Consider the following 24,046-nt stretch of genomic DNA (forward strand, 5'->3'; position numbering starts at 1 on the left):
GGCGCGACGCCACCGTGACCGCCGTACAGCCGCCGGGTCGCTATGGCTCACTCAAAATGGACGGCGATACGGTCGAGGGGTTTTAGAGAAGCCGCGCGGAGACGGCGGTTGGATTAATGGCGGATTCTTCGTGCTCGCGCCTTCGTGTATTGATCGGGTCGCCGGCGACAGCACCGTGTGGGAGGCCGAGCCGCTTATGTCGCTCGCTTCGGATGATCAACTCAGGGCTTACAAGCACGACGGTTTCTGGCAGCCGATGGACACCCTACGCGATAAGAATCAGCTTGAGGATCTCTGGAAGTCCGGACAGGCTCCCTGGAAAAACTGGTAATGAATCGCAAATTCTGGGCTGGCAGGCGGGTGTTCCTGACTGGGCACACCGGCTTCAAAGGTAGTTGGTTGGCGCTGTGGCTGGCCGATGCCGGTGCGCAGGTTCACGGTTTCGCGCTCACCCCGCCAACTAGCCCTGCGTTATTTGACGAGGCCCGTGTCGTTGATCGGCTGGCATCTCACGCTATTGGCGATGTGCGCGATTTCGAACTGGTGCGTGCTGCAATGGCGGCAGCGCGCCCAGAGGTCGTGCTGCACATGGCCGCGCAGCCTTTGGTGCGCTATTCCTACGACGCGCCCGTCGAGACCTATGCGGTCAATGTGATGGGCACGGTGCATGTGCTCGAGGCTGCGCGGCAGAACGGGGGCGTTGCGGCGCTGGTCAACGTCACCACGGACAAATGCTACGAAAACCGCGAATGGCCTTGGGGCTATCGCGAGAACGAGCCGATGGGCGGCCACGACCCATATTCGAATAGCAAGGGCTGTTCGGAGTTAGTGACGGCGGCCTATCGAGCGTCCTACCACGGCGCAGGGAATCCCTGGATCGGCAGCGCTCGCGCTGGAAACGTCATCGGCGGCGGCGATTGGGCGCTCGACCGATTGGTGCCAGATGCCCTGCGGGCGATTGACAAGGGGAAACGATGACGGTTCGTTCTCCCGGCGCTACGCGGCCGTGGCAGCATGTGCTCGAGCCGCTTTCCGGCTATCTCCGGCTCGCCGAAGCGCTTGCGGAAGACGGCGCGCGTTTCGCGCAAGGCTGGAACTTCGGCCCCGACGATACCGATGCCCGGTCCGTGGGTTGGATCCTCGAGCGGATACAGGGGCTCTGCCCCGAGCTTGATTGGCACGTGACCGGTGCACCGGGCGTGCACGAGGCCAATTACCTGAAGCTTGACAGTTCGTTGGCGCGCACCCAGCTCGGTTGGCAGCCGCGCTGGCCGCTCGAGCGTGCGCTCGAGAAATCGGTCGAATGGCATCGTGCCTGGCGCGCGGGCGAGAATGTGCAGACTGTCTGCATAGCGCAGATCGCGGAATATGAGGCGGCCTTGTCGCATGGCTGACGGGCGCTTCTCGATCACTGACACGCCGATAGCGGGCCTCAAGCGCATCGCGCGGCGGCGCATGGAGGACGAGCGCGGTTTCCTGAGTAGGCTCTATTGTGGCGCCGAACTCGCGGACGCGGGTTTCGATCGCCCGATCGTCCAGATCAACCAGACGCTTACCCGCGCCCAAGGAGCCATTCGTGGCATGCATTTTCAATATCCGCCACACGCGGAGGACAAGTTCGTCAGTTGCCTTGGCGGCGAAGTCTGGGACGTGGCGGTCGATCTACGCAGAGGGTCGCCAACCTTCTTGCATTGGTATGGCGAACGGCTGTCGCGAGAAAACGGCGTCAGTCTGTTTATCCCCGTGGCCTCGCGCACGGATTCCAGACACTAACCGAAAATTGCGAATTGCTCTATCTGCATACCGCTGCCTATGCAGGTGAGGCAGAAGGCGCGCTTAACGCGCTCGATCCGAGACTTGCCATCCAATGGCCTTTGCCCGTCGGCGATATGTCGGAACGCGATCGCCACCACCCTTTTGTCGATGATGTTTTCGCCGGGATTCAACTATGAAATGCCGCCATTGTGCTTCGGAATTGTCCCTTTCCTTCGCTGATCTGGGGGCTTCTCCACCGTCCAATTCCTATCTGACCGTCGCGGGGCTTTCGGCGCCGGAGACCTGGTATCCCCTGCGCGTGCTCGCCTGCACGAACTGCTGGCTGGTGCAGACGGAAGACTTCGCCAAGCGTGATGAATTCTTCTCGGAAGACTACGCATACTTCAGTTCGTTCTCGCCGTCTTGGCTGCGGCATGCCGAGACCTATGTGGCCCAGATGGTGGCGCGGTTCGGTCTCGCCGAGGACAGCCTTGTCGTCGAGGTTGCCTCGAATGATGGCTATCTCCTGCAATATGTTCAGGAGCGCGGTATCCCAGCGCTGGGGATCGAACCGACCGCCAGCACCGCCGAAGCCGCGCGCGAGCGCGGCATCGATGTTCTTCAGGAATTCTTTGGGGTCGAGCTTGCGACGCGCCTGGTCGGCGAGGGCAAGGCGGCCAGCCTCACCGCTGCGAACAACGTGCTCGCCCACGTGCCCGATATCAACGATTTCGTCCGCGGCTTCTCTATCCTGCTGAAACCCGCCGGCGTTGCTACATTCGAGTTTCCGCATCTGATGCGTCTGGTCGCCGACAGCCAGTTCGACACGATCTACCACGAGCATTATTCCTATCTTTCGCTCACGGCGGTCGAGCGGATCTTCACCGCGAACGGCTTGACCGTCTTCGACGTCGAGGAACTGCCGACCCATGGTGGGAGCTTGCGCGTTTTCGCAAAGCGCAGCGACAGCGCTGAGCATCCGGTGCAGGAACGGGTCGGCGCGATGCTTGAGCGGAGCGCGCGGCGGGTGTCATGACTGAAGAATATTACACGGCGTTGCAGGGGCAGGCTGAAACCATCGCCGACGACCTGCTCGCCTTCCTGGTTGCGGCTATGAAGGAAGGCAAGAAGGTCGCCGCCTATGGCGCGGCCGCCAAGGGGAATACGCTTCTCAACTTCGCGGGGTCCGGCACCGCTTGCTTCCCTGGGTGGTCGACCGCAACCCCGCCAAGCAGAACAAATTCCTTCCCGGCAGCCGCGTTCCGGTCGTCGGCGAGGAGCGGATCCGGGAGGAACAGCCCGACTACGTGCTGATCCTGCCCTGGAACCTGCGCGACGAAGTGATGGAGCAACTCGACTATATCCGCGGCTGGGGCGGGCAGTTCGTCACGGCCATTCCGGGTTTGCGCATTCAATGAAGGTCGCCGTCACCGGGGCCGGCGGCTTCGTTGGCGGCCATGTCTTGCGAGCTCTGGAGCAAGTCGACGGTTGCGAGGTCGTAGCGGTGGTACGGCCCGCGACCAAAGACATCAGGTTGACTCCCAACGCCCGTGAAATGCGGTTCGACTTGGGGGATACGACAGACGACGTCTTCGATCGGCTCGGCCGACCCGACGTGCTGATCCATCTCGCCTGGGGCGGCCTGCCGAATTACATGTCGCTACATCATTTCGAAGACGAGTTGCCGGCACAGTATCGCTTCCTTAGCACGATGGTAGCCGGGGGTCTCGGTGCGGCTCTGGTGACGGGCACTTGTTTTGAATATGGAATGGCCAACGGGGCATTGACCGAAGACATGACGCCCGCGCCGGCCAATCCCTACTCCTTCGCCAAGGTGGCGCTGCTTCGCCAGCTTGAGTTCCTGCAGGCGAAGATTCCGTTCGCGCTGACGTGGGCGCGGCTCTTCTACATGTGGGGTCCAGGGCAGGCGCCGACGTCGATCTATCCGCTGCTCGCCGCAGCGGCTGCGCGCAACGATGCCGTATTCCCGATGTCGGGGGCGAGCAGTTGCGCGACTATCTCCCGGTCGAGGAAGTGGCGCGCCTGCTTGTCGCGCTGGCGCTTCGGCGCGCGAATGCAGGGGTGGTCAACGTCTGTTCGGGTCGGCCGATCTCGATGCGAACGTTGGTCGAGCGGTGGATCAAGGAGCAAGGCTGGTCGATAGAACCCGAACTGGGGCGCTATCCGTACCCGAGCTACGAGCCGCTGGCGTTCTGGGGAAGCGACGAAAAGCTGCAATCTTGTTTGGTATGATGCCAGTGGTGGGCACGGAAGCGCGAGACGGCGGAGCGTCAAGTGGCCACGTTATGCCTGCGGTGCGGCGATGAACGCCACCAAGAACATTGTCGCCAATCTCAGCGGCCGCATCTGGTCTGCGGTAATGAACTTCGCCTTCGTCCCGATTTATATTCATGTCCTCGGAATCGAAGCCTACGGCCTGATCGGCTTCTTCGTGTCGCTGCTGGCGATCTTCCTTTTTCTCGACATGGGACTGAGCACCGCCATCAATCGCGAGATGGCGCGATCCGGTGCCGGACCGGATACGGTAGGACAGGCGCGCACCCTGATGCGCACGCTGGAAACCGTATACTGGGGCGTTGGCTTGGCGATGGGACTCGCCATAATCCTTCTTGCGCCGACGATCGGACGCGAGTGGCTTCATCCACATGGCATTTCGACCGAGGCAACGATCACGGCGGTTCGGCTGATGGGCGTGGTAGCGATACTCCGCTGGCCAGTGGCGCTCTATACCGGCGCGCTGATGGGCCTCAATCGCCAGGTCAACTTGAACATCGTCACCTCGATCTACGCGACGGTTCAGGCGGGTGGTGCGGCCCTGATCATCTACGGCGTTTCGCCGACCGTTAACGCATTTTTCCTCTGGCAAGTTTTCGCCGCGGCGCTCCAGATATTCTTCCTGATCCGCCTGACATGGCGCAGCTTGGCGGCGGACGAACCTGGAGCGGTCTTCTCTGTTCGCATGTTGCGCGGAGTGCTCGCGTTTTCGGCGGGCGTGACCGGCATCACCATATTGTCGATCGTCCTGACGCAGCTTGATAAATTCCTTCTGAGTTCGCTGCTGCCGCTCACCCAGTTCGGCTATTACGCCTTGGCCGGCGCGATCGCGGGGACGCTGAATATCGCCGCCATCTCTATAAACGGCGCCATGTTTCCGATCTTTTCCCGCCTGGTTGAAGCACGCCAGCTTGACGAACTGCGAGCGCTCTATCACCGGAGCGCCCAGCTTCTTTCGCTCATTGTCATGCCCGCAGGGTTGACGCTGGCGTTTTTTTCGCCGGAACTGCTCGCCGCATATGTAGGTGACCCCGTGATCGTCGAGAAGACTCATCTGCTTCTCAGTTATCTCGTGATCGGCAACGTCCTGCTTTCAGTCATGGTCCTGCCACTGGCGCTGCAGCTCGCATACGGTTGGACGAGCCTGTCGCTGGTCAAGAACATCGTAGCGGTGGTCATATTCGCGCCGATGCTTTTGATCTTCGTGCAGTATTATGGAGCGGTCGGGGCTGGCATGGCATGGATTGTGCTCACTATTGGTTATGTCCTTTTCGAGATCCCGATAATGCACCGGCGCCTGTTGAAACACGAGATGTGGCACTGGTATCTGATCGATGTCGGCATCCCCGCCATAATATCTGTCGTGGTCCTGGGATTGGCTTGGGCGATCATTCCGCGTGATATGTCCCTGCTCATCACCCTGGCCGCGATAGCCTTGGCCGGAGCGTTTGCGGCTGCGCTCTCTGCGGCGCTACTTCCCGAGAGCCGCCGCTGGATTCTGGCGCTGGCGGGACTGACCCATCGCGCAGACCGGGGAGTGGCGCAGTGAAGCAATTCCTCAAGCGGGCGCTGTTGACCCGGAAATATCCGGGACTTCGCCTCGGACGACGCACGCAGATTTCCCGATCGCGCTTCGGCAGCAACGTAAGCGTTGGTGACGGGACGCAGGTCATCCGATCTTCGATCGGCGATTTTTCATATGTCGGGCCGTCCGGGTCCCTCATCGACGCGGAAATCGGCCGCTTCTGTTCGCTCGCATCCGAGATTCATGTCGGTACGGGAAGTCATCCAGCACGCATTTCCGTGTCGACGCACCCGGTCTTTTACCTGTCGCGACCAGTGGCCGGCTGGGACTTCGTCGATAAGGACGGCCTGAAAGAATTTGCGCCGACTCGCATCGGAAACGACGTCTGGATCGGCCTGGGGGCTATTGTACGCGACGGCGTTACGATCGGCGACGGCGCCATCGTCGCCGCCGGCGCAGTCGTGGTGCGCGATGTCGAGCCGTACGCAATTTACGGAGGGGTGCCAGCCCGGCTGATCCGATACCGTTTCTCCGAGGAGGAGATCGAGTGGCTCATGGCTCTCCGATGGTGGGACCGCGGCCTGCCCTGGATACGAGCCCACGCCCACGCCTTCGAGAATATTCAGGCGCTTCGGAAGCTCGTGGAGGGTGAGCAACCTGAACTGTTGGGAGTGCCCAAAGATGCAACACGGTAGCGGCGTGGATCGCGCGCCGGCTTCCGGCAGAGTCGGCGTCGTGCAGATTGCCTTTCGCCCCTATGGCGTTGAAGCATTCGAGGCATTCTTCGCTTCTTATCGTCGTCATTCGGCGGGACTCGACCACGATCTGATCATTGCTCTCAAGGGCTTCGAGACTCCGGCCCAGGCGGAGCCTTTCCTTGATCTGCTCAGTGGCGTGGATTTCACGCCTATATGGGTCCCCGATAGAGGCTATGACATCGGGACCTATTTTCACGTCGCGCGCGCACACTCGCGTCCCGTTTATTGTTTCCTCAATTCGAAGAGCGTGATCGTCGCCGATGGCTGGCTTGCCGCGCTGCATGCCCATGCCATTCGCGACGAGATCGGTCTTGCAGGCGCGACTGCTTCGCTCGAAAGTCTGTACAGCGATCATCTCACTGCCTTGCAAGGCGAGATGGCTGGTCCCCGGTGGCGCGTGGCGATCCGGCGCTCCTGGCTCAATAGCCTTCGCCATCGCCTGCGTTACCCGCCCTTTCCGAACCCGCACCTGCGGACGAATGCATTCATGGTCCGCGAGGACGTCTGGCGGCGTGTGCGACGGGGAAGGATGATTTCCCGGCGTGACGCCTCTCAATTTGAGAACGGATGGCGCAGCATTACCCGCCAGGTGACAGCAATGGGTCTGGACGTCGTGGTTGTCGGACGCGACGGCCGGGCTTACAAGCAACCCGAGTGGCCGATGAGCAACACCTTCTGGCAAGGTGAGCAGGAGAACTTGCTAGTTGCGGACAATCAGACAGAAAAATATGCCGTAGCGGATTTTCCCGGGCGGGCGGCGCTCAACGCATTGGCGTGGAACCATCCTCCCAACTGAGGGGGCGCTCAGCCGCTCCGAAGTCGCGGCACTTCTCGCAATTTGCCGGCCACGGGATTTCTTGCCCTTCTCACCGACCAACATCCATTCGGAAGCGTCTTTTGATACATCCTGTCCTCAGCCTCATAGTCCCGACGCGCGAGCGCGCAATGACGCTTCGTTACGCACTTGCGACCGCGCTCGACCAGCACAGCCGCGACTATGAAATTGTCGTGAGCGACAACGCCAGTGAGGACGGCACCCGAGCGGTGGTGGAAGGGTTTGCCGACGATCGGATCGTCTACGTCCATACGGGCCGTCGCCTTTCGATGTGCGATAATTACGAGTTCGCGCTGAACCATGCGCGGGGCGAATATGTGATCATCATCGGGGACGACGACGCCGTGATGCCGGGCGGACTGGATTTCCTGCTCTCGCGCCTTCGTCAGACGCGAGAGCCCATGATCTATATGTGGCCCCTCCATACCTATGACTGGCCGGGCGAGGGGCAGGCCGCGCGGATCGCGCATCTTGCCCCGCAGGGCGAAGAAACGACCCTGGACCTCAAGGCCATGGCGCGAAACGTGATGCAGCTTGGCGGATGGCGGTATTATCGTCTTCCCTCGCCTTATCATTGCGCGGTGCCGCGCAGCATCCTGACTGCCATCGCCGCGCGAACGGGGCGGGTGTTCCATTCCACCCAGCCCGATGTGTTCACGGCGATGGCGCTTCCGGTCTATGCTGATCGGGCAGTGAAACTGGAGCGCACAGTGACGCTCCATGGGCGCTCGCCCGCATCCAACGGTCGCGATTTCACGAAGCGCAAGGCGCGCGCGAACATCGACAAGTTCATCCGCGAATATGGCGACTACAAGTTCCACTCCAGCTTGTTCCCCGGAGTGGCGGCATCGGCCAACATGATCCCGGATGCGATCCTACGAGCCAAGGATATGTTCCCCGAGCTCTATGGTGACATTCCATTCGATTACAGCGCCATGTGGGCCTATGTGTGCCGGCACCGGTTCGCTTCGGCGACACAGGTGCTGCTCAATGCCAAGGCGATCAAACAGGCGCATCCAATGACGGTTACTCGCTTCCTGCGCTATGCGGCGGTGCATCAGATTGCCGGGATCCGGCGCCATGTGCTGGACGCCCTGGCGGCACTGCGCACGCCAGGACCGGCGCCCGAGACAATTGGCGATTTCGTGCGCTTGCTCGACCGCGAAGCCGGCCGCTCCATAGGGAACAAGACGCAATGATGGCTCTATTCCACGCGCGAATCACATAGGCTCAATCACCATGCCCGACCGCCGCGATGCGCGCCGCTTTTCGCCGCCAAGCGCCACCTTCATACTATTGCTTGCCCTGCTCGTGATCCTGCTGATCGCGGGGGGCCTCACGCGCGGATGAGATCGGCCAGGCAGTGGTGCGCGGCGCGGCGACGAGCCTGGCGGCGCTGGCCCTCCTTCTGACGAGTCGGTTCAGGATCCGATCAGCTGAACCGGTTTTATACCTGATGGTTGCCACGGTAATAGTGGTCGCAATCCAGCTGATCCCGGTACCGCCTGGCCTGTGGCAGGCGCTGCCTGGCCGTGATGCCTTCGCGCAGGCTACCGGTGGCACGGCTGTGTGGCGTCCCGTGACTCTGGTGCCCTCGGCGACGATGAACGCGGCTGCTTCATTGCTGGTGCCGATGGCGGTGCTGCTGCTGGCGCTGGGCTTGAGCCCGGAAGAGCGGAACCGGCTGCCCGCGGTCATGCTCGCTCTTGTAGCGGCGTCGATGCTCATCGGACTGCTGCAAGTCTCGGGAACGGCTATCGATAATCCGTTCATCAACGATATCGCAGGTCAAGTCGCGGGAAGCTTCGCTAACCGGAACCACTTCGCGCTGTTTCTTGCGCTGGGATGCGCCGTCGCGCCGGTCTGGGCTTTTTCGGACACGCACCGTGCAAAGTGGCGCGGTCCGCTCGCGCTGGCCCTGGCGATGCTCTTCCTGCTGATGATCCTGGCAAGTGGGTCGCGTACCGGCCTGTTGCTCGGTCCGCTCGGGCTCGGATTGGGGCTGGCGGTTTCCAATCATGCGATTCGCCGGGCCTTGATCCGCTTTCCGCGCTGGGTGCTCCCCGCAGTGGTTGTCGCGGTTCTGGCCGTGGGCCTGACGGCAGGGGTGCTGAGTGTGACGCTGGGCCGCGCCGTCGCAATCGATCGTGTGTTCACGAAAGCCATCGACAGCGACATGCGCACGCTGGGGCAGCCCGTGATCGTGGAGATGATCGAACATTACTTCCCCGTCGGTACGGGCTTCGGCAGCTTCGATTCATCGTTTCGGATGCACGAGCCGTACGCGCTGTTGAAGCCCACCTATTTCAACCACGCGCATAATGATTTCCTCGAAATCCCCTCGACGGCGGCCTGGCGGCCTCGCTACTTTTGATTGCCGCCGTCGGATGGTGGGTGCTGGCAAGCGTGCGCGTGTGGCGTCGCCAGAGGAGCCCTGAGGTGCTACTCGGCAGGCTCGGCTCGGCGATGCTGCTGTTGATCCTCCTGGCCAGCGCGGTGGATTACCCCGCCCGCACGCCGATGATCATGGCAACGATCGTGCTGTCGGCACTCTGGCTAAGCTGGGCGGCTTTCTCCGGGCGCGCACGCTTTACCGACATAGATGCAGCACCTATAGCTGCCTAAAATTCCGCTCAGGTTGGGACTTAAGGATCGCATGCGCAAAATTTGTGCCACTGTTTGTTTGGCAATAGCCCTAGCCGGCTGCGCTGAGACCCCCGATTCAATCAAGCGCCAATCTGAAGGTCGTCAGGGACGCGGCGACGCTCCCCGCTCCCGACCGTACCGATCTGGTGGCAGCGGACAGGCCCGCGCTGATCGGTCCTCTCGACACGATTCAGGTCGATGTGTTCAACGTCCCCGAACTCAGCAGGGAGATGCAGGTTGATGCCAGTGGCCGTATTTCAATGCCCCTGGCAGGAACGATCGATGCGAGAGGCAAGACCTCGGCCGAACTGGCGAGCTCGATAGAGGACGCGTTGCGCGCGCACTATGTTCGTAATCCGGACGTCATCGTCAACATCAAGAGTTCGGTGAGCCAGGTGGTCACGGTCGATGGACAGGTCGTGGAGCCGGGGCTCTATCCGGTGACCAATCAGATGACGCTGATGCGTGTGGTCGCCTCCGCAAAGGGATTGTCGGAGTTCGCGCGAGAAGACAACATCATAATCCTTCGGACGGTCGGCGGCAGGAAAATGGCGGGCGTGTACAATATGACCGCGATCTCGTCGCGGTACGTATGATGATCCTCCCGTCTACGCTAACGACGTGATCATAGTTGGCGATTCGCCGCGACGTAGAATGTTCCGCGATCTCGTCGCGCTTTCGCCGCTATTGGCGGCGCCACTTATCGCGATCCTACAGTAAGGCACGCATCTTCATGAATCTCGTTACATCGAACTTGCGAAACGGCGGCGTTTTGAGCGGTGGGTCGTTGCCTCCGGAAACCCGTATGCCTGATGAGGACCGCATTCCGGTCGTCACTCAGTACCTGCGCATCGCGATGCGCTGGCGCTATGTGATATTGGGTGCGATGGTCGCCTGCTTCTTGCTTGGGCTGGTCGTCACCTTCCTTATGACGCCCAAATATACCGCGGAAACGACGGTCGAAATTTCGCGAGAATCCGACAAGGTCACTGACTTTCAGGGCGTTCAGCGCGAAGCTAGCATCGCCGACCAGGAATTCTATCAGACGCAATACGGACTTCTGACGTCGCGATCTCTTTCCGAGCGGGTCGCGTCACAGTTGCGACTGGTCGACGATCCGAAATTCTTCGAGATGTTCGGAGTTTCCGAAAAGGCTCCGGCGTTCCAGCAGACCAATGGCCGGTATTCCGCGGCGGGCCGGGCGGAGCGTCAGCGCGTCGCAGGGGAAAGCTGCGCCTGCAGCTTCAGGTGGAGCCTACACGGCTGTCGCGCCTTGTCGATATCCGCTTCACCAGCCCCGATCCGAGCTTTTCCGCAAAGGTCGCGAACGCCTGGGCAGAGAACTTCATTCAGACCAATCTCGAGAGAAAGGTGCAGGCGACCTCCTATGGCCGCAACTTGCTGCAGCAGCAGCTTGGACAGTTGAAGGAGCGCCTGGATGCGTCGCAGCGTCAGCTCGTCGCCTATGCTTCGGCCCAACGCATCATCAACCTGCCAGCCCAGTCCGGCGACGGTAAGACGACGTCCGAGCGTTCGATCGTTGCCGACGATCTCTCCGCTCTCAATACAGCGCTAAGCCAGGCGACGACGGATCGAATCCAGGCCGAGGCGCGCTATCAGCAGACGGGGCGCGCGGGCGCTTCGACCGAGGCGCTGCGCAATCAGGCTATCAACAGCCTGCGCCAGAAGCGTGCCGATTTGGCTGCTGAATATCAGCGGCTAATGACCCAGTTCGAGCCTGGCTATCCGGCGGCAAGGGCCATCCAGTCCCAGATCGACCAGATCGACCGCTCTATCGGGCGCGAAGAAGCGCGCGTTTCTGGTTCGCTTCAGGGAGACTATCGCGAAGCGCTGGAGCGCGAGCGCTCGCTGAAGACCAAGGTCGATCAGCTCAAGGAAAGTTACCTCGATCTCCGCCGCCGCAGCATCCAGTATAATATCTATCAGCAGGAGGTCGATACCAATCGAGCGCTGTATGATGGCGTGCTCCAGCGCTTCAAGGAAATCGGCGTCGCAGGCGGGGTCGGCATTAACAACATCTCGATCGTCGATCCGGCAGTCGCCCCCGGCCGCCCGTCCAGCCCGCGCCTGCTTATCAATCTCGCGGTCGCACTGTTGGCTGGGCTTGCACTCGGTGCTGGACTCGCTTTCGCGCTTGAGCAGATCGACGAGGCGATCGCGGACCCGGGCGAAGTGGAGCGCCGGCTTGGCCTGTCGCTTCTGGGCACGGTTCCGAAACTTGCCAGCGGCACGCCCAAGGAAGCGCTGCTCGATCGGAAGTCCGACATGGTCGATGCCTATTTGGCGATACAGACCAATCTCGCCTTCACGACCGAACATGGCGTTCCCCGGTCAATCGCGGTTACGTCGACGCGACCTGCAGAAGGCAAGTCGACCACCGCGCTTGCTCTGGCAACAACACTCGCCAGGGCGCATCGCAAGGTGATCCTGGTCGATGGCGACATGCGTTCTCCGTCGGTCCACCACCTTGGCGGGGTCGGGCATGAGCGCGGTCTCAGCAATTTCCTGTCGGGGCAGGAGACTATCGACGCGCTCACCTTCCAGATGAGCGACCTCGGCTTTACCGCGATGTCGGCGGGTCCCATTCCCCCTAACGCGGCCGAATTGTTGACCGGCAACCGCCTCTCGATATTGATCGAGCTTCTGCTGCAAACCTATGACCATGTGGTAATCGACTCCCCGCCGGTGATGGGTTTGGCCGATGCGCCGCTAATTGCCAGCCGGGTGGAAGGCGTGATCTACGCCGTAGAGTCGCACGGCATTCGTTCCAGCATGGTGAAGACCGCGCTGAGAAGACTTGCCAGCGCCAATGTTCGGGTTTTCGGTGGCGTGCTAACCAAGTTTGAGGCCCGAAAGGCCCATTATGGCTACGGCTATGAGTACGGCTACGGCTATGGTCGCGACGATCTCGCCGAGTCCAAACGAAATCGGCATCAGGGATGAGGGCGCTTCTCGACGATCTTCGTTTACGAGCGAAGATCGAATGGGGTGGGCGTATCTTACTGGCGGCAGCGGTTGTCGCGATCGGCTATGGCGCCGTTACGCACTCCCGCGCCACGAGTCTGCCCGTTGGCCAAATCGAACGGGCACACGGGCTCGCCCCCAATGATGCTCGAATCACTGCCGAGCTCGCGCTGAAGCAGGTGCTGGCGGAGGCAGGATCTGCGGTCGGGGGCGTACCCGATCGCGAAGCGCGTGCTCGCATCGCCGCGGCCGAAACACTCGCGCGTGGCGCTCTCGATAGCGACCCAATGGCGGTAGCCGCGGTGGACGCGCTCGGTATGAGCTCGGACCTTCTTGGGAACACCGCTGCGGCACGCCGATGGTTCACCTATTCGGACCGCTTGTCGCGGCGAGACCTGACGGCGAGGCTGTGGCTAATCGAAGATGCTGTCGCGCGCGAGGACATCGTCGGCGCGTTGCACCATTATGATATCGCATTGCGGACAAAGGCCGGAGCACGCGACCTGCTGTATCCGGTGTTGACCCAGGCGAGCGTCGACCCCGCGATTACGCCGGAACTCGTCAAGGTTTTGAGCAAGAAGCCGCTCTGGAAAGACAGCTTTCTCGTAGTCGCCGCGGGAGGTACGCCGGATCCCGAAGCGACTTCCCGAATGTTTGTCAGCTTGCGTCGCTCGGGCGTCGATATTTCCTATTATGCATCGGCGATATTGGTCGACAGTCTCCTTGCCGCAAAGAAGTTCGATTCTGCGTGGCGTTATTTTGTGACGCTTCAGCCCAAAGCCGACCGAAGGCGATCGCGCGATCCCGATTTCGCGACAATACGCGACCGGCCATCGCAGCTCGACTGGGTTCCGACGAGCGGCAGCACGGGTCTCAGTGCATCACTGGCGAGCGGCGGCAAAAGCGGGCTGTTGGACTTCTCCGCCCCTCCCGGCGTTGCCGGCGAATTGATCCGGCAGCTGCAGCTATTGCCGCCCGGCCGCTATGTGCTCGAAGGCCGGAGCACGGGCGTCGATCAGCCTGAGCGCTCGCAGCCCTATTGGCTTCTTCGCTGCGGCACCGACGGGCGTGAGCTCGGTCGCGTTGTGATACCAAACTCCGCCAATAACGATGGTCGATTTTCTGGGAGCCTGGATGTTCCCCAGGATTGTCCCGCACAGCTGCTGGCGCTTATCGCGCGCGAATCGAGCGAAATCGCGGGCCTGTCCGGACAAATCGAGCGGATGGAGCTCCGACCGGCGGGATGACATTATTTTAGTGGTCGAAGCGGCGGGGGACAGCCTCATCGAGCGCGTCCAGGGTGGTTATGACAAAGCGGCCGCGGCGCATAAGCAAGCCTCAATCAATTGGTCCAAACGCTCGCCAATGCTATAGCCGCATACTCGGTGGCACCCCTTTCGCTTGGACTGGGCGCTTTGGGAACGCTACAAGGCAATCAGCGAGCCAGCAAAGGCTCGCGCTCTGGATTAAGTGGAAGCCTCGTTGCGCAATCTGTTAGGCACTGCACTCACGGCGGCCATGCTAGCGGCGCCCGCTTCTGCTCAGACGGCGAGCTCGACGAGCAGCACGCAAACTGCCTATGGCGCTCGCATGACTCAACCCGAGGGGGTTGAGGTGAATAGCCGTCGCGTCAACAATCGAGATCAGAAACAGGATAAGCAGCCGCCTATCCACGCGGATCGAGCGGTATACCCCGGTGAAGGACCCCACTGCTTCGCTCCGTGCCCCCCAGGCCGCCGAACAAGCGCGCAGGGCCGTCGAGCAGCCCGTGGCGCAGGATAGCCCGGAATAAGCGTACGTCCGAGGCTACCTAACGATTTACCACTTAATCCTGCCGGCTCCTCCCGTGGAGTTCGATCGAATGGCTGCTGCGAAAGCGGGAGTCCGGAACCGCGAGCGCTGTCCCTTGGCTCGGTCTCCGCTTTCGCAGAGGAGCCCGCGCCCCTAGCGCGCAAGCCCGATCACTGCGGTCGCGGCATAGCCGGCTGCGGCGCTGCCGCTGGTCGCCGGTGTCTGCTGGGCGATCTGCGCGTTCGAATTGTCGCCGAACACATTGTCACCGTTCAGCGATACCCCCGCGAGGTTGCGCAAGCTCGTGCTGTAGCCGGTGCCATTGTTATAGACGTCGCTGCACGCCGCCGCCGGCATCGCGAGCTGCGAAACCAGCGCCGCATAACGCCCGCTCGTCGCATTGCTCAGGCTCGAGAATATTTCGAAATGGATATGCGGCCAGCGCCCGGCATAGCAGCCGGGGAAGATCGTGGTGAAGGTTACCTGTCCGTTGGCATCGGTCACGCCGACGCCGCGAAGATAGCTCTCGTTCGGCAGGTCGTAGAGCGAGTATTTCCCGTCGCGGTCGCAGTGCCAGAGATACACGGCATAGCCCGCCAGCGGCGCGCAACTCGCATTGACGTTTACCACCGTCAGCGTGAGCGTCAGCTGTACCCCGGCGGCGACCGTGGTCGAGGTGCCGATGAAGCTCGAGCGCAGGTCGCTGCGCACCACATTCGCGGCGGTGAGCGCGTTGGAGGTTAGCCCGGCGGATGTGTTGGTGCCGTCGGCGGGGTAGGGGCCGTTGGTCTCGCTCGGATCGGCGACGCAGCCCGCGGTGGCGGTCGCGCTCGGGGTCGGAGTCGTACTCGGTGACGGGGAGGGCGTCGGCGCGACGATCGTGCCTGTAGCCGAACCGCCGTCGCAGCCGGTCAGCAGAGCGCCCGCGCCCGCCCCGGCAAACCAGCGTAGTGCCCGGCGGCGGCTGGCGAGTGCGTTGATGGCCTCCAGGTCGTGAGTGAGGCCGAGATCGTGTTCGTGATGGTCGTGATGCAATGCGATACTCCCGCTGGTTGATCACAGGAGTGGCGGAGAAATCGCGTCGCTCAATTTCGCGGCATCGCGTGAATGTTTCAGCAGGTTGCAGCCCGCAATTCCTCCCCGCTTCGCGAGGGAGGACTGGTTTACTCCGCCGGCAGCCGTACCCGCACGCGTCCGCCGCCTGCCTCCCGGTTCTCCAGCCGGACTTCGCCGCCATGCGCCTCGGCGATCGAGCGGACGATCGCGAGGCCGAGGCCGGTGCCGCCGGTCGCGCGGTTGCGTGAAGCCTCGCCGCGTACGAACGGGCCGAACAGTGCGTCGGCGCGGTCGCCGGGGAAGCCGGGGCCCTCGTCCTCGACCAGCACTTCGACCCAGCCCGGCGTACAGGACCAGCCCAGCCGCGCCCGATCGCCATAGCGCACTGCGTTCTCGACCAGGTTGGTGAACAGCCGACGCAGCGCCGCCGGGTCGCCCTCCACGATCACGCGCGGGCCGAGATCGACTTCCACCGGCACGCCCGCCACTGCGAGGTCCTCACCCAGGCTCTCGATCAGGCTGCCGAGGTCGAGCCGCGCATGCGGCGCCTGGTTGCGATCGTCGCGGGTGAAGCGCAGCACTGCGCCCAGCATCGCGCGCATTTCGTCGATGTCCGCCGCGGCACGATCGCGTGCCGCCTCGGGAAGCTGCTCGACCCAGAAGGCGATCCGCGACAGCGGCGTGCCGAGATCGTGCGCGATCGCCGCCAGCATCGTCGTGCGCCCTTCGGCCTGCTGGAGGATGCGATCCTGCATCGCCTCCACTGCCTCGGCGAGCTCGCGCACTTCGCGGGGGCCGCCGCGCGGGATCGCCGGGCGCGCGCCGAGCCGCGCCCGCGTCGCCGCCTCGGCGAGCTTGCGGATCGGCCGCGAGATCCGTGCCGCGACGTACCAGGCGAGCACCGACAGAATCGCCAGCGTCAGCAGCATCCCCGCCAGCCGCCGCACGTGCCAGCTGGTGAAAGTGGGCGGCGGCGCGGTCGAGACGAGGATCCAGCCGTCGCCGTTCTGCAGCCCCACGGTAAAGCTGCCGCGGATGTCGCCGTCGGGATCGCGCGGCGGGAATTCGTAGAGTCCCTGCACCCGAGCGGCCGGGACGGGGATCAGCTTGGCGATCGCGGCGTCGCGGGCGGGCGAGGACTGCTCCTCGCTACGGCCGAACCGGTCCTCGCTGGTCCGCGTGACTTCGATGCCGCGGCTGTTGTCCGGCACCCGGCCCGTGCGCAGCGCTTCCGCCACGCGTGCGATCGGCGTCGGCCGGAACCAGGGCGGCGGACCGCTGAACATCGACGTGAACTGCACCGTCGTCGCGATTAGCGCCGCGGCGATCACCAGCAATACGATCGGGAAGACGATCGAGTGCTTGCGCCTCACTTCGCCGTCACTTCGGCGACGAACATATAGCCTTCGTTGCGGATCGTGCGGATCAGCTCCTCGCGGCCGGGGCGGGCGAGCTTTTTCCGCAATCGGCTCATCTGCACGTCGATCGCGCGGTCGAAATGCTCGGACATCGTCCCGCGCGAGAGATCGAGCAACATGTCGCGGGTGAGGACGCGCCGCGGCCGCTCGACCAGTGCCAGCAGCAGCCGGAACTCGCCGTCGGACAGATTGATGATGACGTTCTCGGGATCGTACAGCTGGCGCGCCACCGGATCGAGGCGCCAGCCGGCGAAGCGCAGGAAGCCGCGCTCGGGCATTTTCGCGGGGGCTTGTCGCCGCTGCTGCCGCTGCGGCGGAGCACCGAGCGGATCCGCGCCAGCAATTCGCGCGGATTGGCCGGCTTGGCGACATAATCGTCGGCGCCCATTTCCAGCCCGACGATTCGGTCGACATCCTCGCCGATCACCGAATGGAGGATCACCGCCGGCCCGGTCTCGCGGTCCATCGAGCGCAGGATCGTCAGCCCGTCCTCGCCGGGCATCATCAGATCGAGCACGACGAGCGCATAGTCATGGGCGGCCATCGCTTCGCGCATCGCGGTGCCGCCCGCCGCCGTATCGACCACATAACCGTGCTGCGACAGGAAATCCGCGGTCAGTTCGCGGATACCGGGATCGTCGTCGACGATGAGGAGGCGGGTCTCGAGGTCCAGGGCGTAGGCTAACTGCATGTGTGTCGAATGGCAGGTGAACCTATCGGCTGCGTTGCAGGGCTGCAACGCAGTGTAATGCGACGCGTTGTTGCCTCGGAGCCACACTCTGAGGGTGGTATCGGGCCCGGATTCGCGCCGGGGTGCCGCTTCGGACCTTGAAAAATAGGATTTGCGCTGTTAGGTGGCCCCGATAACGCCGCAGCCTGCGCTCCGGCGAACCCTATTCTATTGTATCGAGATCGGAGCTGTACGGCCTTATGCAAATCATCGTTCGCGACAATAATGTCGACCAGGCGCTGCGGGCGCTCAAGAAGAAGCTGCAGCGTGAGGGCGTCTATCGCGAGATGAAGCTCCGCCGTCACTACGAGAAGCCCAGCGAGAAGCGCGCCCGTGAGCGTGCTGCCGCCGTTCGCCGCGCGCGCAAGCTCGAGCGGAAGCGCGTGGAGCGCGACAGCGCACGGTAAGAATGCTGCGCTTCGGCGCAGTTTTCTTTCACAAAGTGCGTGCAAAGTGCGAAGTTAAGCGGCGGAACGCCGATTTGGGGATGACTCGATGTCCGTGACCGCCGTTCCGCTCCAGCCCGTCAAGCGGGCCTATAAGGTCTGGTTGTGGATCGGCGTGCTGCTGGCGATAGCGCTGGCCTTCGGCCTCGCATGGCTGGGCACGCGCGAGCAGGTCGCCGCCAAGCTGCCCAACGATCAGTTCCTGGCGTGGCACAAGGGGCAGACGGGCATTCAGACCACGTCGTCGGGGCTGCAATACCAGGTGCTCAAGGCGGGCACGGGCCCGACCGCGAATGACCAGGATGGTGTCTCGCTGCAGATCCACGGCACGCTGCGCGACGGCAGCGAGTTCCAGCCCGTCGCGCCGATGCGCTTCCAGGTCGGCCAGCCGATGATCCCGGGCTTCACCGAGGGCGTGAAGCTGATGAACAAGGGCTCGAAGTTCCGCTTCTGGCTGCCGCCGAAGCTTGGTTACGGTGCCGAGCCCGGTGCGCAGGGCCCCGGGGCCGAGCTGGCGGACAAGGTGCTGATCTTCGACGTCGAGATGAGCGAAGTCGTTCCCGCCGCCGTGATCCAGCAGATGATGATGCAGCAGATGATGCAGCAACAGCAGCGGGGCGGGGCTCCCGGTGGTCCTCCGCAGGGCGCTGACGGTCCGCCGCCGCAGGTCGCTCCCGGCCAGTAAGTTCTTCCGCCCCGGCTTCGGCCGGGGTTTCTTTGTCTAGTCCTGAGGGCGGCGCTTCAGCTGGCGGTGTCCAGCACCCAGCGCTCTCCATCTTCGAATCCCATCGCAGTCAACTTTCCACTCGAATAAGCGCCGGTGTCGAGGCCGATTCGATGTGATCGCACTTCGACTTCCTCGGTGATCGTGTGGCCGTGGACGATGATCTTCTCGAACCCGTCATTATGGTCGAGGAACTCGCGGCGGATCCAGCGCAGGTCGCTCGTGCGCTGATCCGTCAGCGCCTGTCCCGGCTTCACGCCGGCGTGAACGAACGCATAGTCGCCGACGACGATCAGGTCCTCGAAACCCTTCAGGAATGCGATGTGCGATTCAGGCACGCGCTCGGCTAGCAGTGCATGGAGTGCGGGATAGTCGGAGTCGCGATACTCCGTCTCCGAGATGCCGTAGCTCAGGATGGTCTCGCGTCCGCCGATGCGGACGAAGAAAGCGAGGGCCTTCAGATCGCCGGCCATCGCCTGCAGGAAGACTTCCTCATGATTCCCGAGCAGGAACTGGCAGTTTCCTGGTCCGGCTGCGATTTCCATCGCGCGGTCGACGACCTGTGCCGAACGCGGGCCACGATCGATCAGGTCGCCCAGAAAGATGATGTGCGATTGGGCGGGGCCGCGCCTAGCGTCGTCGGCCTCGATGGCGCCCAGTAGCGCGTTTAGAAGGTCGAGGCGACCGTGCACGTCACCGATGGCATAGATGCGTTGCCCGGCGGGTACGCTCCCTCGATCCTTGGGGGAGCGGAGCGACGGCGGAAGAGCTGTCCAATCATGATATCGCGTTTGTAAAAGCCACTCGCGGCGTCTCTTATTGCACTGCGCGAATGTATCCAAGCTTTATGGCCGTACGGGGACTGCCGCATGATGGAATGCCGGCGTGTCCCGCAAGCGGTAGAGCTGCTCCGGCCCCGGGGGAGGCCAGAGGCATCCCTTTGGCGCAGCGCGCACAAACAAAAGTGGCGGCCTTTTGGGCCGCCACTCGTAATTCCGGAAGATCCGAACGGCTTAGTTGCTGTCGGGATCGTCGTCGTTGTTGGCGAGCGCAATCGCGCCACCGATGATCGCGGCAGTGGCAAGCACGCCGATGATCACGGCAGGAGCCAACTCGCTATCCTTCTCGCTCGCCGTCGAGGCGCGCGAAAGCGACAGCTTGGAGGCCGGAGCCGCCACAACTGGGGTGGCAGCCATGGTAACGACCGCAGCCGCCGTAAGAAGCTTTGACAACATCATTCTACTCCTCTTCGAGCTCCGGTGCTCTCGTCGGGCAGTCCTATGACATAGGAGCACACCGACGGCAACACCTCAAAAACAAGCCCACGACAAACTAGCTCTGCCGTTGCCTGAACGCAACACTGGTCCGGTTGACCCGAACTCTTTGCTCACAACGTAGACCCGTGCTGCGAGCGCGCGCATTTCTATAACGCGATGCAGCATTAGTGCCAAGGGGGTTAACGGAAAGTGATTCAATCGCACCGCCGATTTCGAGGCGAATACTGCAGGTTACCACGGGTTTCTGGGGAATCGCGCCGCCGTGACGCAGGCGTAACGCATTGTGATTGCAGCCTGGACATGGCTAAAGGAGCCATGTTTCACTTGCTTGACCGCATGTTCGGCCGCCTCGCCCGGAATCTTTTTTCGACGGCCTGCTACCTCTTTCTAGTTCTCGGATCCGTTCCCGCGGAGGCGGACGTGGGGCAGAATCGGGAAACCTTCGAGGCGGTCAGGGAGGCGGACCTCACGCTGGCGACAATCGGCTGGCGGCTGGCGGTATCCAATGCCCCGCTGTGCGATCGCCTCGAGCCCGGCATTGGGCTGCAGCTGCACACGCCCGACCAATTCGATTCGGCCTCCCGCACTGCGGCGCAGGCGCATTTTGGATTCGCCACGCCGGTCGCGGTCGAAGGGGTCATCGCCGGCAGCCCGGCGGAACGTGCCGGTCTCCGCCGGGATGATTCGCTCGTGCGTGTGGGTTCGGTTGACATCGCCGCACTGCCGGGGAAGCCCGCAACGACTCAACGGCTCGTCGCCACGCAGCTGGCAATAGCTGCCTTGGCGCCCGATGCGCCCGTCGAAGTGGAGGCGATTCGGGCAGGCGTGCCGGTCAAGGTCACGATCCAGCCGGTGCCGGCATGCCGAACCCGTTTCGAGCTGCTCCTTGGCAGCAGCTACAACGCCTCGGCCGACGGGACGATGGTGCAGATCAGCTCGCAATTCCTCGAAGAATATACGCCGGACCAGGTGGCCGCCGCGGTCGCTCACGAATTCTCGCATAACATATTGCACCACCGCGACCGGCTGGAGGCGCGGGGCGTCGATTTCGGGATGCTCTCCGGGTTCGGCGCCAATGTGAAGTATTTCCGCCAGACCGAGCTCCAGGCCGATCTGCTGTCGGTCTATCTGCTCGCCAATGCCGGCTATTCGCCGCATGCGTCGATCGACTTCTGGAAGCGCTTCGGGCCGAGCAAGGCAGGCGGGATCTTCCGCAGCCGTTCGCATCCGCATTGGCGCGATCGCGTCGCGACGCTCGAGGCGGAGATCGCGAAGCTCGAGACTATTTCGGCCCGGCCGATGATCCCGAGCCTGATCGCGGAGCGTAGCCAGCCGCTAAGCGGCGACTGGCAGTCGCTGTTGATCCGCAAGAAATAACGGCATCAGCTGACCAGTCGGAGCGGCTCGTTCCACGTCGCATGCGGTTGGTCCGGCCAGATGCCGCGGGTGTCGTAGACCTGCTTGTCGACGCGCTCGTCGAGCGGGATCGAGCGGAACACGTCGTGATCGACCAGCACGATGAACGCGCCGCAGGTCTCGATCGCGGCGTCGATGTCGGTCAAAACCGCCCCGGTGCCGTCGAAGGCGGCCGGGAGGGCGGCGGCATAAGGCTCGACGATCGCGACGCGCTCGCCGAAGCGGCGGGCGATCTCGACTGCCACCTTGAGCGCCGGGCTCTCGCGGAAGTCGTCGATATTGGCCTTGAAGGCGAGGCCGAGGCAGGCGACGCGCATCGCCGGGTTGGCCTCGATCATCGCAGTTGCCTGGGCGATGACGTGTTCGATCTTGCCGTCATTCACTTCCCGGGCAGTGCGGATCAGCGGGGTGCGCTCGGGCGCGGCGCTCACCAGGAACCAGGGATCCACTGCGATGCAGTGCCCGCCGACGCCCGGGCCCGGCGACAGGATGTTCACGCGGGGATGCCGGTTGGCGAGGCGAATGACTTCCCACACGTCGACGCCCATCTGATCGGCGACGAGCGACAATTCGTTGGCGAAGGCGATGTTGACGTCGCGGAACGCATTCTCGGCGAGCTTGGTCATCTCCGCTGCCTTGGCAGTGGTGGTGACGCAGGCACCGCGGACGAAGCGGCGATAGAATTGCAGCGCCTTGCGGGCGCAGCGCGGCGTGACGCCGCCGATGACGCGATCATTGTCGATCAGTTCGACGAGGATACGGCCGGGCAGCACGCGCTCGGGGCAATAAGCGATCGCTACGTCGGCGCTGCCAACACAATGGCTGGGGATCTTGAGATCGGGCCGCAGCTGCGCGAGCAGCTCGGTGACCTTTTCGGTGGTGCCGACCGGCGAGGTCGATTCGAGGATGACGACGTCGCCGGCCTTGAGCACGATCGCGATCGTGGTCGCGGCCTTGAGAACATAGCCGATATCGGGCGCATGGTTCTCGCCGAACGGCGTGGGCACGGCGATGACGAAGACGTCGGAAGGCTCGATCTGGAGCGAGGCGCGCAAATTGCCGCGCGCCACCACGCCGGAGACGAGGCCGTCGAGATCGATCTCCTCGATATGGACCTTGCCCGAATTGACGGTGTCGACCACCGACTCGTGAACATCGACGCCGAGCACTTTCGCGCCGGTGCGCGCGATCACTGCGGCAGTGGGGAGGCCGATATAGCCCAGGCCGAGGACGGCGACCTTGAGCTCAGAATCCGAAACCATGTGCGACGATCCCCGCAATCCGCTCTGCAGCATGGCCGTCGCCGAACGGATTGTGGGCGCGTGCCATGGCAGAATAGGCATGGGGTACGTCGAGGAGGGTTGAGATTTCGGAAACGATCCGGTCGGGATCGGTGCCGACCAGCTTCGCGGTGCCGGCGGCGATGCCTTCGGGCCGCTCGGTGGTCTCGCGCATCACCAGCACCGGCTTGCCGAGCGCGGGCGCCTCTTCCTGCACCCCGCCCGAATCGCTGAGCACGATCTCGGCCATCCCCAAGGCGCGGATGAAGTGCGGGTAATCCAGTGGATCGATGCGGCAGATATTGGGCCGATCCCCCAGCACCCGGTCCATCACCGAGACGACGTTGGGATTGGGATGCATCGGAAAGAGCACGGCAGTGTCGGGCCGCGCGGCGATGCGGGAAATCGCATCGGCGATCCCCGCCATGCCGTCACCGAAATTCTCGCGGCGATGCGTGGTGACGAGGACGAGGCGCTTGCCGGCGAAGCGTTCGGCGATTTCGTCGAGCCCGGCGGCGAGCGACGGATCGGCGGCGATCCGGGCGCGAGTGGTGTGGAGCGCGTCGATCACCGTGTTGCCGGTGACATGGATCGTCGACGGATCCACATTCTCGCGGCGCAGTGCCTCGGCGGCGGTTTCGGTGGGGGCGAAATGCTGGTCGGCGATCGGGGCGACGATGCGGCGGTTCACTTCTTCGGGCCAGGGCTGGTAGATGTCGCCCGAGCGTAGCCCGGCCTCGACATGGCCGACCGGGATCTTGCGATAATATGCGGCGAGCGCACCGACCATCGCCGTGGCGGTATCCCCTGGACGAGCACGCGATCGGGCTTTTCGGCATCGAATACCCTGCCCAGGCCGGTGAGCAGGCGTGCAGTGAGTTCGTCGAGCGACTGGCCCGGCGTCATCACGTCGAGATCCACATCGGGCACGATTCCGGCGATCGTGAGCACCTGATCGAGCAGGCCGCGATGCTGCGCGGTGACGCAGGTGCGGACGGTGAGCCCGCCCTGTGCCTGAAGCGCCTGGACGACGGGGAAGAGCTTAATCGCTTCGGGGCGCGTGCCGAACACGACGAGGACCTTGGGTGCAGACATGGCGCCTGCTTAGC

The 24,046-nt window shown here is 63.2% G+C and carries 21 protein-coding genes and 5 pseudogenes; 19 read left to right on the forward strand and 7 right to left on the reverse strand.

What is annotated here, in order from left to right; genetic code table 11:
* Nucleotides 1-330: 330 nt before the first annotated feature.
* The 16 genes and pseudogenes from rfbG (at nt 331) to PIB19_RS22465 (ending at nt 14,046) form a co-directional block, all read left to right on the forward strand.
* Nucleotides 331-978 carry a CDP-glucose 4,6-dehydratase gene (gene rfbG, locus PIB19_RS22390; RefSeq protein WP_271239108.1) on the forward strand — a complete coding sequence of 216 codons (648 nt, stop codon included), beginning with the start codon at nt 331-333 and terminating at the stop codon, nt 976-978.
* The gene (locus tag PIB19_RS22395; RefSeq protein ID WP_271239109.1) at nt 975-1,394 is read left to right on the forward strand and encodes a hypothetical protein; all 420 of its coding nucleotides are present in this window, start codon (nt 975-977) and stop codon (nt 1,392-1,394) included. The genes rfbG and PIB19_RS22395 overlap by 4 nt, the downstream gene beginning before the upstream one ends.
* A 61-nt stretch (nt 1,395-1,455) precedes the next feature.
* Nucleotides 1,456-1,952, forward strand: a pseudogene (locus PIB19_RS22400) (dTDP-4-dehydrorhamnose 3,5-epimerase family protein).
* Nucleotides 1,949-2,791, forward strand: a complete 843-nt coding sequence (locus PIB19_RS22405) for a class I SAM-dependent methyltransferase (RefSeq protein WP_271239110.1) — start codon at nt 1,949-1,951, stop codon at nt 2,789-2,791. The pseudogene PIB19_RS22400 and the gene PIB19_RS22405 overlap by 4 nt, the downstream one beginning before the upstream one ends.
* Nucleotides 2,788-3,173: pseudogene (locus PIB19_RS22410) on the forward strand (methyltransferase C-terminal domain-containing protein). Before PIB19_RS22405 ends, PIB19_RS22410 begins: the two are co-directional and overlap by 4 nt.
* Nucleotides 3,170-3,919 carry an NAD-dependent epimerase/dehydratase family protein gene (locus PIB19_RS22415; RefSeq protein ID WP_271239111.1) on the forward strand — a complete coding sequence of 250 codons (750 nt, stop codon included), beginning with the start codon at nt 3,170-3,172 and terminating at the stop codon, nt 3,917-3,919. Before PIB19_RS22410 ends, PIB19_RS22415 begins: the two are co-directional and overlap by 4 nt.
* A gap of 159 nt (nt 3,920-4,078) precedes the next feature.
* Nucleotides 4,079-5,599 carry an oligosaccharide flippase family protein gene (locus tag PIB19_RS22420; RefSeq protein ID WP_271239112.1) on the forward strand — a complete coding sequence of 507 codons (1,521 nt, stop codon included), beginning with the start codon at nt 4,079-4,081 and terminating at the stop codon, nt 5,597-5,599.
* Nucleotides 5,596-6,270, forward strand: coding sequence for a CatB-related O-acetyltransferase (locus tag PIB19_RS23910; protein WP_271239113.1), 675 nt, complete (start codon nt 5,596-5,598; stop codon nt 6,268-6,270). The genes PIB19_RS22420 and PIB19_RS23910 overlap by 4 nt, the downstream gene beginning before the upstream one ends.
* A gap of 4 nt (nt 6,271-6,274) precedes the next feature.
* On the forward strand, nt 6,275-7,129 hold the full coding sequence (locus PIB19_RS22430) for a hypothetical protein (protein WP_271239114.1): 855 nt from the start codon (nt 6,275-6,277) through the stop codon (nt 7,127-7,129).
* Between the two features lie 149 nt (nt 7,130-7,278).
* The gene (locus PIB19_RS22435) at nt 7,279-8,367 is read left to right on the forward strand and encodes a glycosyltransferase family 2 protein (protein WP_271239115.1); all 1,089 of its coding nucleotides are present in this window, start codon (nt 7,279-7,281) and stop codon (nt 8,365-8,367) included.
* A gap of 164 nt (nt 8,368-8,531) precedes the next feature.
* Nucleotides 8,532-9,542 (forward strand): O-antigen ligase family protein, encoded by a 1,011-nt coding sequence (locus PIB19_RS22440; protein ID WP_271239116.1) that lies wholly within the window; start codon nt 8,532-8,534, stop codon nt 9,540-9,542.
* 92 nt (nt 9,543-9,634) lie between these two features.
* Nucleotides 9,635-9,793, forward strand: coding sequence for a hypothetical protein (locus PIB19_RS22445; RefSeq protein WP_271239117.1), 159 nt, complete (start codon nt 9,635-9,637; stop codon nt 9,791-9,793).
* 167 nt (nt 9,794-9,960) lie between these two features.
* Nucleotides 9,961-10,410: a polysaccharide biosynthesis/export family protein gene (locus tag PIB19_RS22450; RefSeq protein WP_271239118.1), complete on the forward strand. Its 450-nt coding sequence runs from the start codon at nt 9,961-9,963 to the stop codon at nt 10,408-10,410.
* A gap of 290 nt (nt 10,411-10,700) precedes the next feature.
* Nucleotides 10,701-10,856: pseudogene (locus tag PIB19_RS22455) on the forward strand (Wzz/FepE/Etk N-terminal domain-containing protein); the annotation flags it as partial.
* Nucleotides 10,857-11,062: 206 nt separating this feature from the next.
* A complete protein-coding gene (locus PIB19_RS22460; RefSeq protein ID WP_271239119.1) occupies nt 11,063-12,778 on the forward strand; it encodes a GumC family protein in 1,716 nt (571 codons plus the stop codon).
* Nucleotides 12,775-14,046: a hypothetical protein gene (locus PIB19_RS22465; protein ID WP_271239120.1), complete on the forward strand. Its 1,272-nt coding sequence runs from the start codon at nt 12,775-12,777 to the stop codon at nt 14,044-14,046. Before PIB19_RS22460 ends, PIB19_RS22465 begins: the two co-directional genes overlap by 4 nt.
* Nucleotides 14,047-14,743: 697 nt before the next feature.
* On the opposite strand, the gene PIB19_RS22470 is transcribed toward PIB19_RS22465, so the two are convergent.
* The 3 genes and pseudogenes from PIB19_RS22470 to PIB19_RS23915 all read right to left on the reverse strand — a co-directional run bounded on the left by PIB19_RS22470 (nt 14,744) and on the right by PIB19_RS23915 (nt 17,755).
* Nucleotides 14,744-15,625 carry a dioxygenase family protein gene (locus PIB19_RS22470; protein WP_271239121.1) on the reverse strand — a complete coding sequence of 294 codons (882 nt, stop codon included), beginning with the start codon at nt 15,623-15,625 and terminating at the stop codon, nt 14,744-14,746.
* Between the two features lie 128 nt (nt 15,626-15,753).
* A complete protein-coding gene (locus tag PIB19_RS22475; protein WP_271239122.1) occupies nt 15,754-17,019 on the reverse strand; it encodes a sensor histidine kinase in 1,266 nt (421 codons plus the stop codon).
* Nucleotides 17,016-17,755: pseudogene (locus PIB19_RS23915) on the reverse strand (response regulator). The gene PIB19_RS22475 and the pseudogene PIB19_RS23915 overlap by 4 nt, the downstream one beginning before the upstream one ends.
* Before the next feature lie 239 nt (nt 17,756-17,994).
* On the opposite strand from PIB19_RS23915, the gene rpsU reads away from it, so the two are divergent.
* Nucleotides 17,995-18,201 carry a 30S ribosomal protein S21 gene (gene rpsU, locus PIB19_RS22485; protein WP_019368605.1) on the forward strand — a complete coding sequence of 69 codons (207 nt, stop codon included), beginning with the start codon at nt 17,995-17,997 and terminating at the stop codon, nt 18,199-18,201.
* An 88-nt stretch (nt 18,202-18,289) separates the two neighbouring features.
* Nucleotides 18,290-18,925, forward strand: coding sequence for an FKBP-type peptidyl-prolyl cis-trans isomerase (locus tag PIB19_RS22490; RefSeq protein ID WP_271239123.1), 636 nt, complete (start codon nt 18,290-18,292; stop codon nt 18,923-18,925).
* A gap of 56 nt (nt 18,926-18,981) precedes the next feature.
* Here the strand turns inward: PIB19_RS22490 and PIB19_RS22495 are convergent, their stop codons facing one another.
* Both PIB19_RS22495 and PIB19_RS22500 read right to left on the reverse strand, forming a co-directional pair.
* A complete protein-coding gene (locus PIB19_RS22495) occupies nt 18,982-19,656 on the reverse strand; it encodes a metallophosphoesterase (RefSeq protein ID WP_271239124.1) in 675 nt (224 codons plus the stop codon).
* A 321-nt stretch (nt 19,657-19,977) separates the two neighbouring features.
* Nucleotides 19,978-20,199, reverse strand: a complete 222-nt coding sequence (locus PIB19_RS22500) for a hypothetical protein (RefSeq protein ID WP_081855748.1) — start codon at nt 20,197-20,199, stop codon at nt 19,978-19,980.
* 462 nt (nt 20,200-20,661) lie between these two features.
* On the opposite strand from PIB19_RS22500, the gene PIB19_RS22505 reads away from it, so the two are divergent.
* Nucleotides 20,662-21,618, forward strand: coding sequence for a M48 family metallopeptidase (locus PIB19_RS22505; RefSeq protein WP_271239125.1), 957 nt, complete (start codon nt 20,662-20,664; stop codon nt 21,616-21,618).
* 5 nt (nt 21,619-21,623) lie between these two features.
* Here the strand turns inward: PIB19_RS22505 and wecC are convergent, their stop codons facing one another.
* Entirely contained in the window at nt 21,624-22,919 is a 1,296-nt protein-coding gene (gene wecC / locus PIB19_RS22510) for a UDP-N-acetyl-D-mannosamine dehydrogenase (RefSeq protein ID WP_271239126.1), read from the reverse strand.
* Nucleotides 22,903-24,032, reverse strand: a pseudogene (gene wecB / locus PIB19_RS22515) (non-hydrolyzing UDP-N-acetylglucosamine 2-epimerase). The gene wecC and the pseudogene wecB overlap by 17 nt, the downstream one beginning before the upstream one ends.
* Nucleotides 24,033-24,046 lie beyond the last annotated feature (14 nt).

Source organism: Sphingomonas sp. 7/4-4 (genome assembly GCF_027941955.1).
GTDB lineage: Bacteria > Pseudomonadota > Alphaproteobacteria > Sphingomonadales > Sphingomonadaceae > Sphingomonas.

Coding starts and splice junctions, on each gene's coding strand:
- rfbG (WP_271239108.1), top strand. CDS start 331: ATGAATCGCAAATTCTGGGCTGGCAGGCGGGTGTTCCTGACTGGGCAC.
- PIB19_RS22395 (WP_271239109.1), top strand. CDS start 975: ATGACGGTTCGTTCTCCCGGCGCTACGCGGCCGTGGCAGCATGTGCTC.
- PIB19_RS22405 (WP_271239110.1), top strand. CDS start 1,949: ATGAAATGCCGCCATTGTGCTTCGGAATTGTCCCTTTCCTTCGCTGAT.
- PIB19_RS22415 (WP_271239111.1), top strand. CDS start 3,170: ATGAAGGTCGCCGTCACCGGGGCCGGCGGCTTCGTTGGCGGCCATGTC.
- PIB19_RS22420 (WP_271239112.1), top strand. CDS start 4,079: ATGAACGCCACCAAGAACATTGTCGCCAATCTCAGCGGCCGCATCTGG.
- PIB19_RS22435 (WP_271239115.1), top strand. CDS start 7,279: ATGACGCTTCGTTACGCACTTGCGACCGCGCTCGACCAGCACAGCCGC.
- PIB19_RS22445 (WP_271239117.1), top strand. CDS start 9,635: ATGCTGCTGTTGATCCTCCTGGCCAGCGCGGTGGATTACCCCGCCCGC.
- PIB19_RS22465 (WP_271239120.1), top strand. CDS start 12,775: ATGAGGGCGCTTCTCGACGATCTTCGTTTACGAGCGAAGATCGAATGG.
- rpsU (WP_019368605.1), top strand. CDS start 17,995: ATGCAAATCATCGTTCGCGACAATAATGTCGACCAGGCGCTGCGGGCG.
- PIB19_RS22490 (WP_271239123.1), top strand. CDS start 18,290: ATGTCCGTGACCGCCGTTCCGCTCCAGCCCGTCAAGCGGGCCTATAAG.
- PIB19_RS22500 (WP_081855748.1), bottom strand. CDS start 20,199: ATGTTGTCAAAGCTTCTTACGGCGGCTGCGGTCGTTACCATGGCTGCC.
- wecC (WP_271239126.1), bottom strand. CDS start 22,919: ATGGTTTCGGATTCTGAGCTCAAGGTCGCCGTCCTCGGCCTGGGCTAT.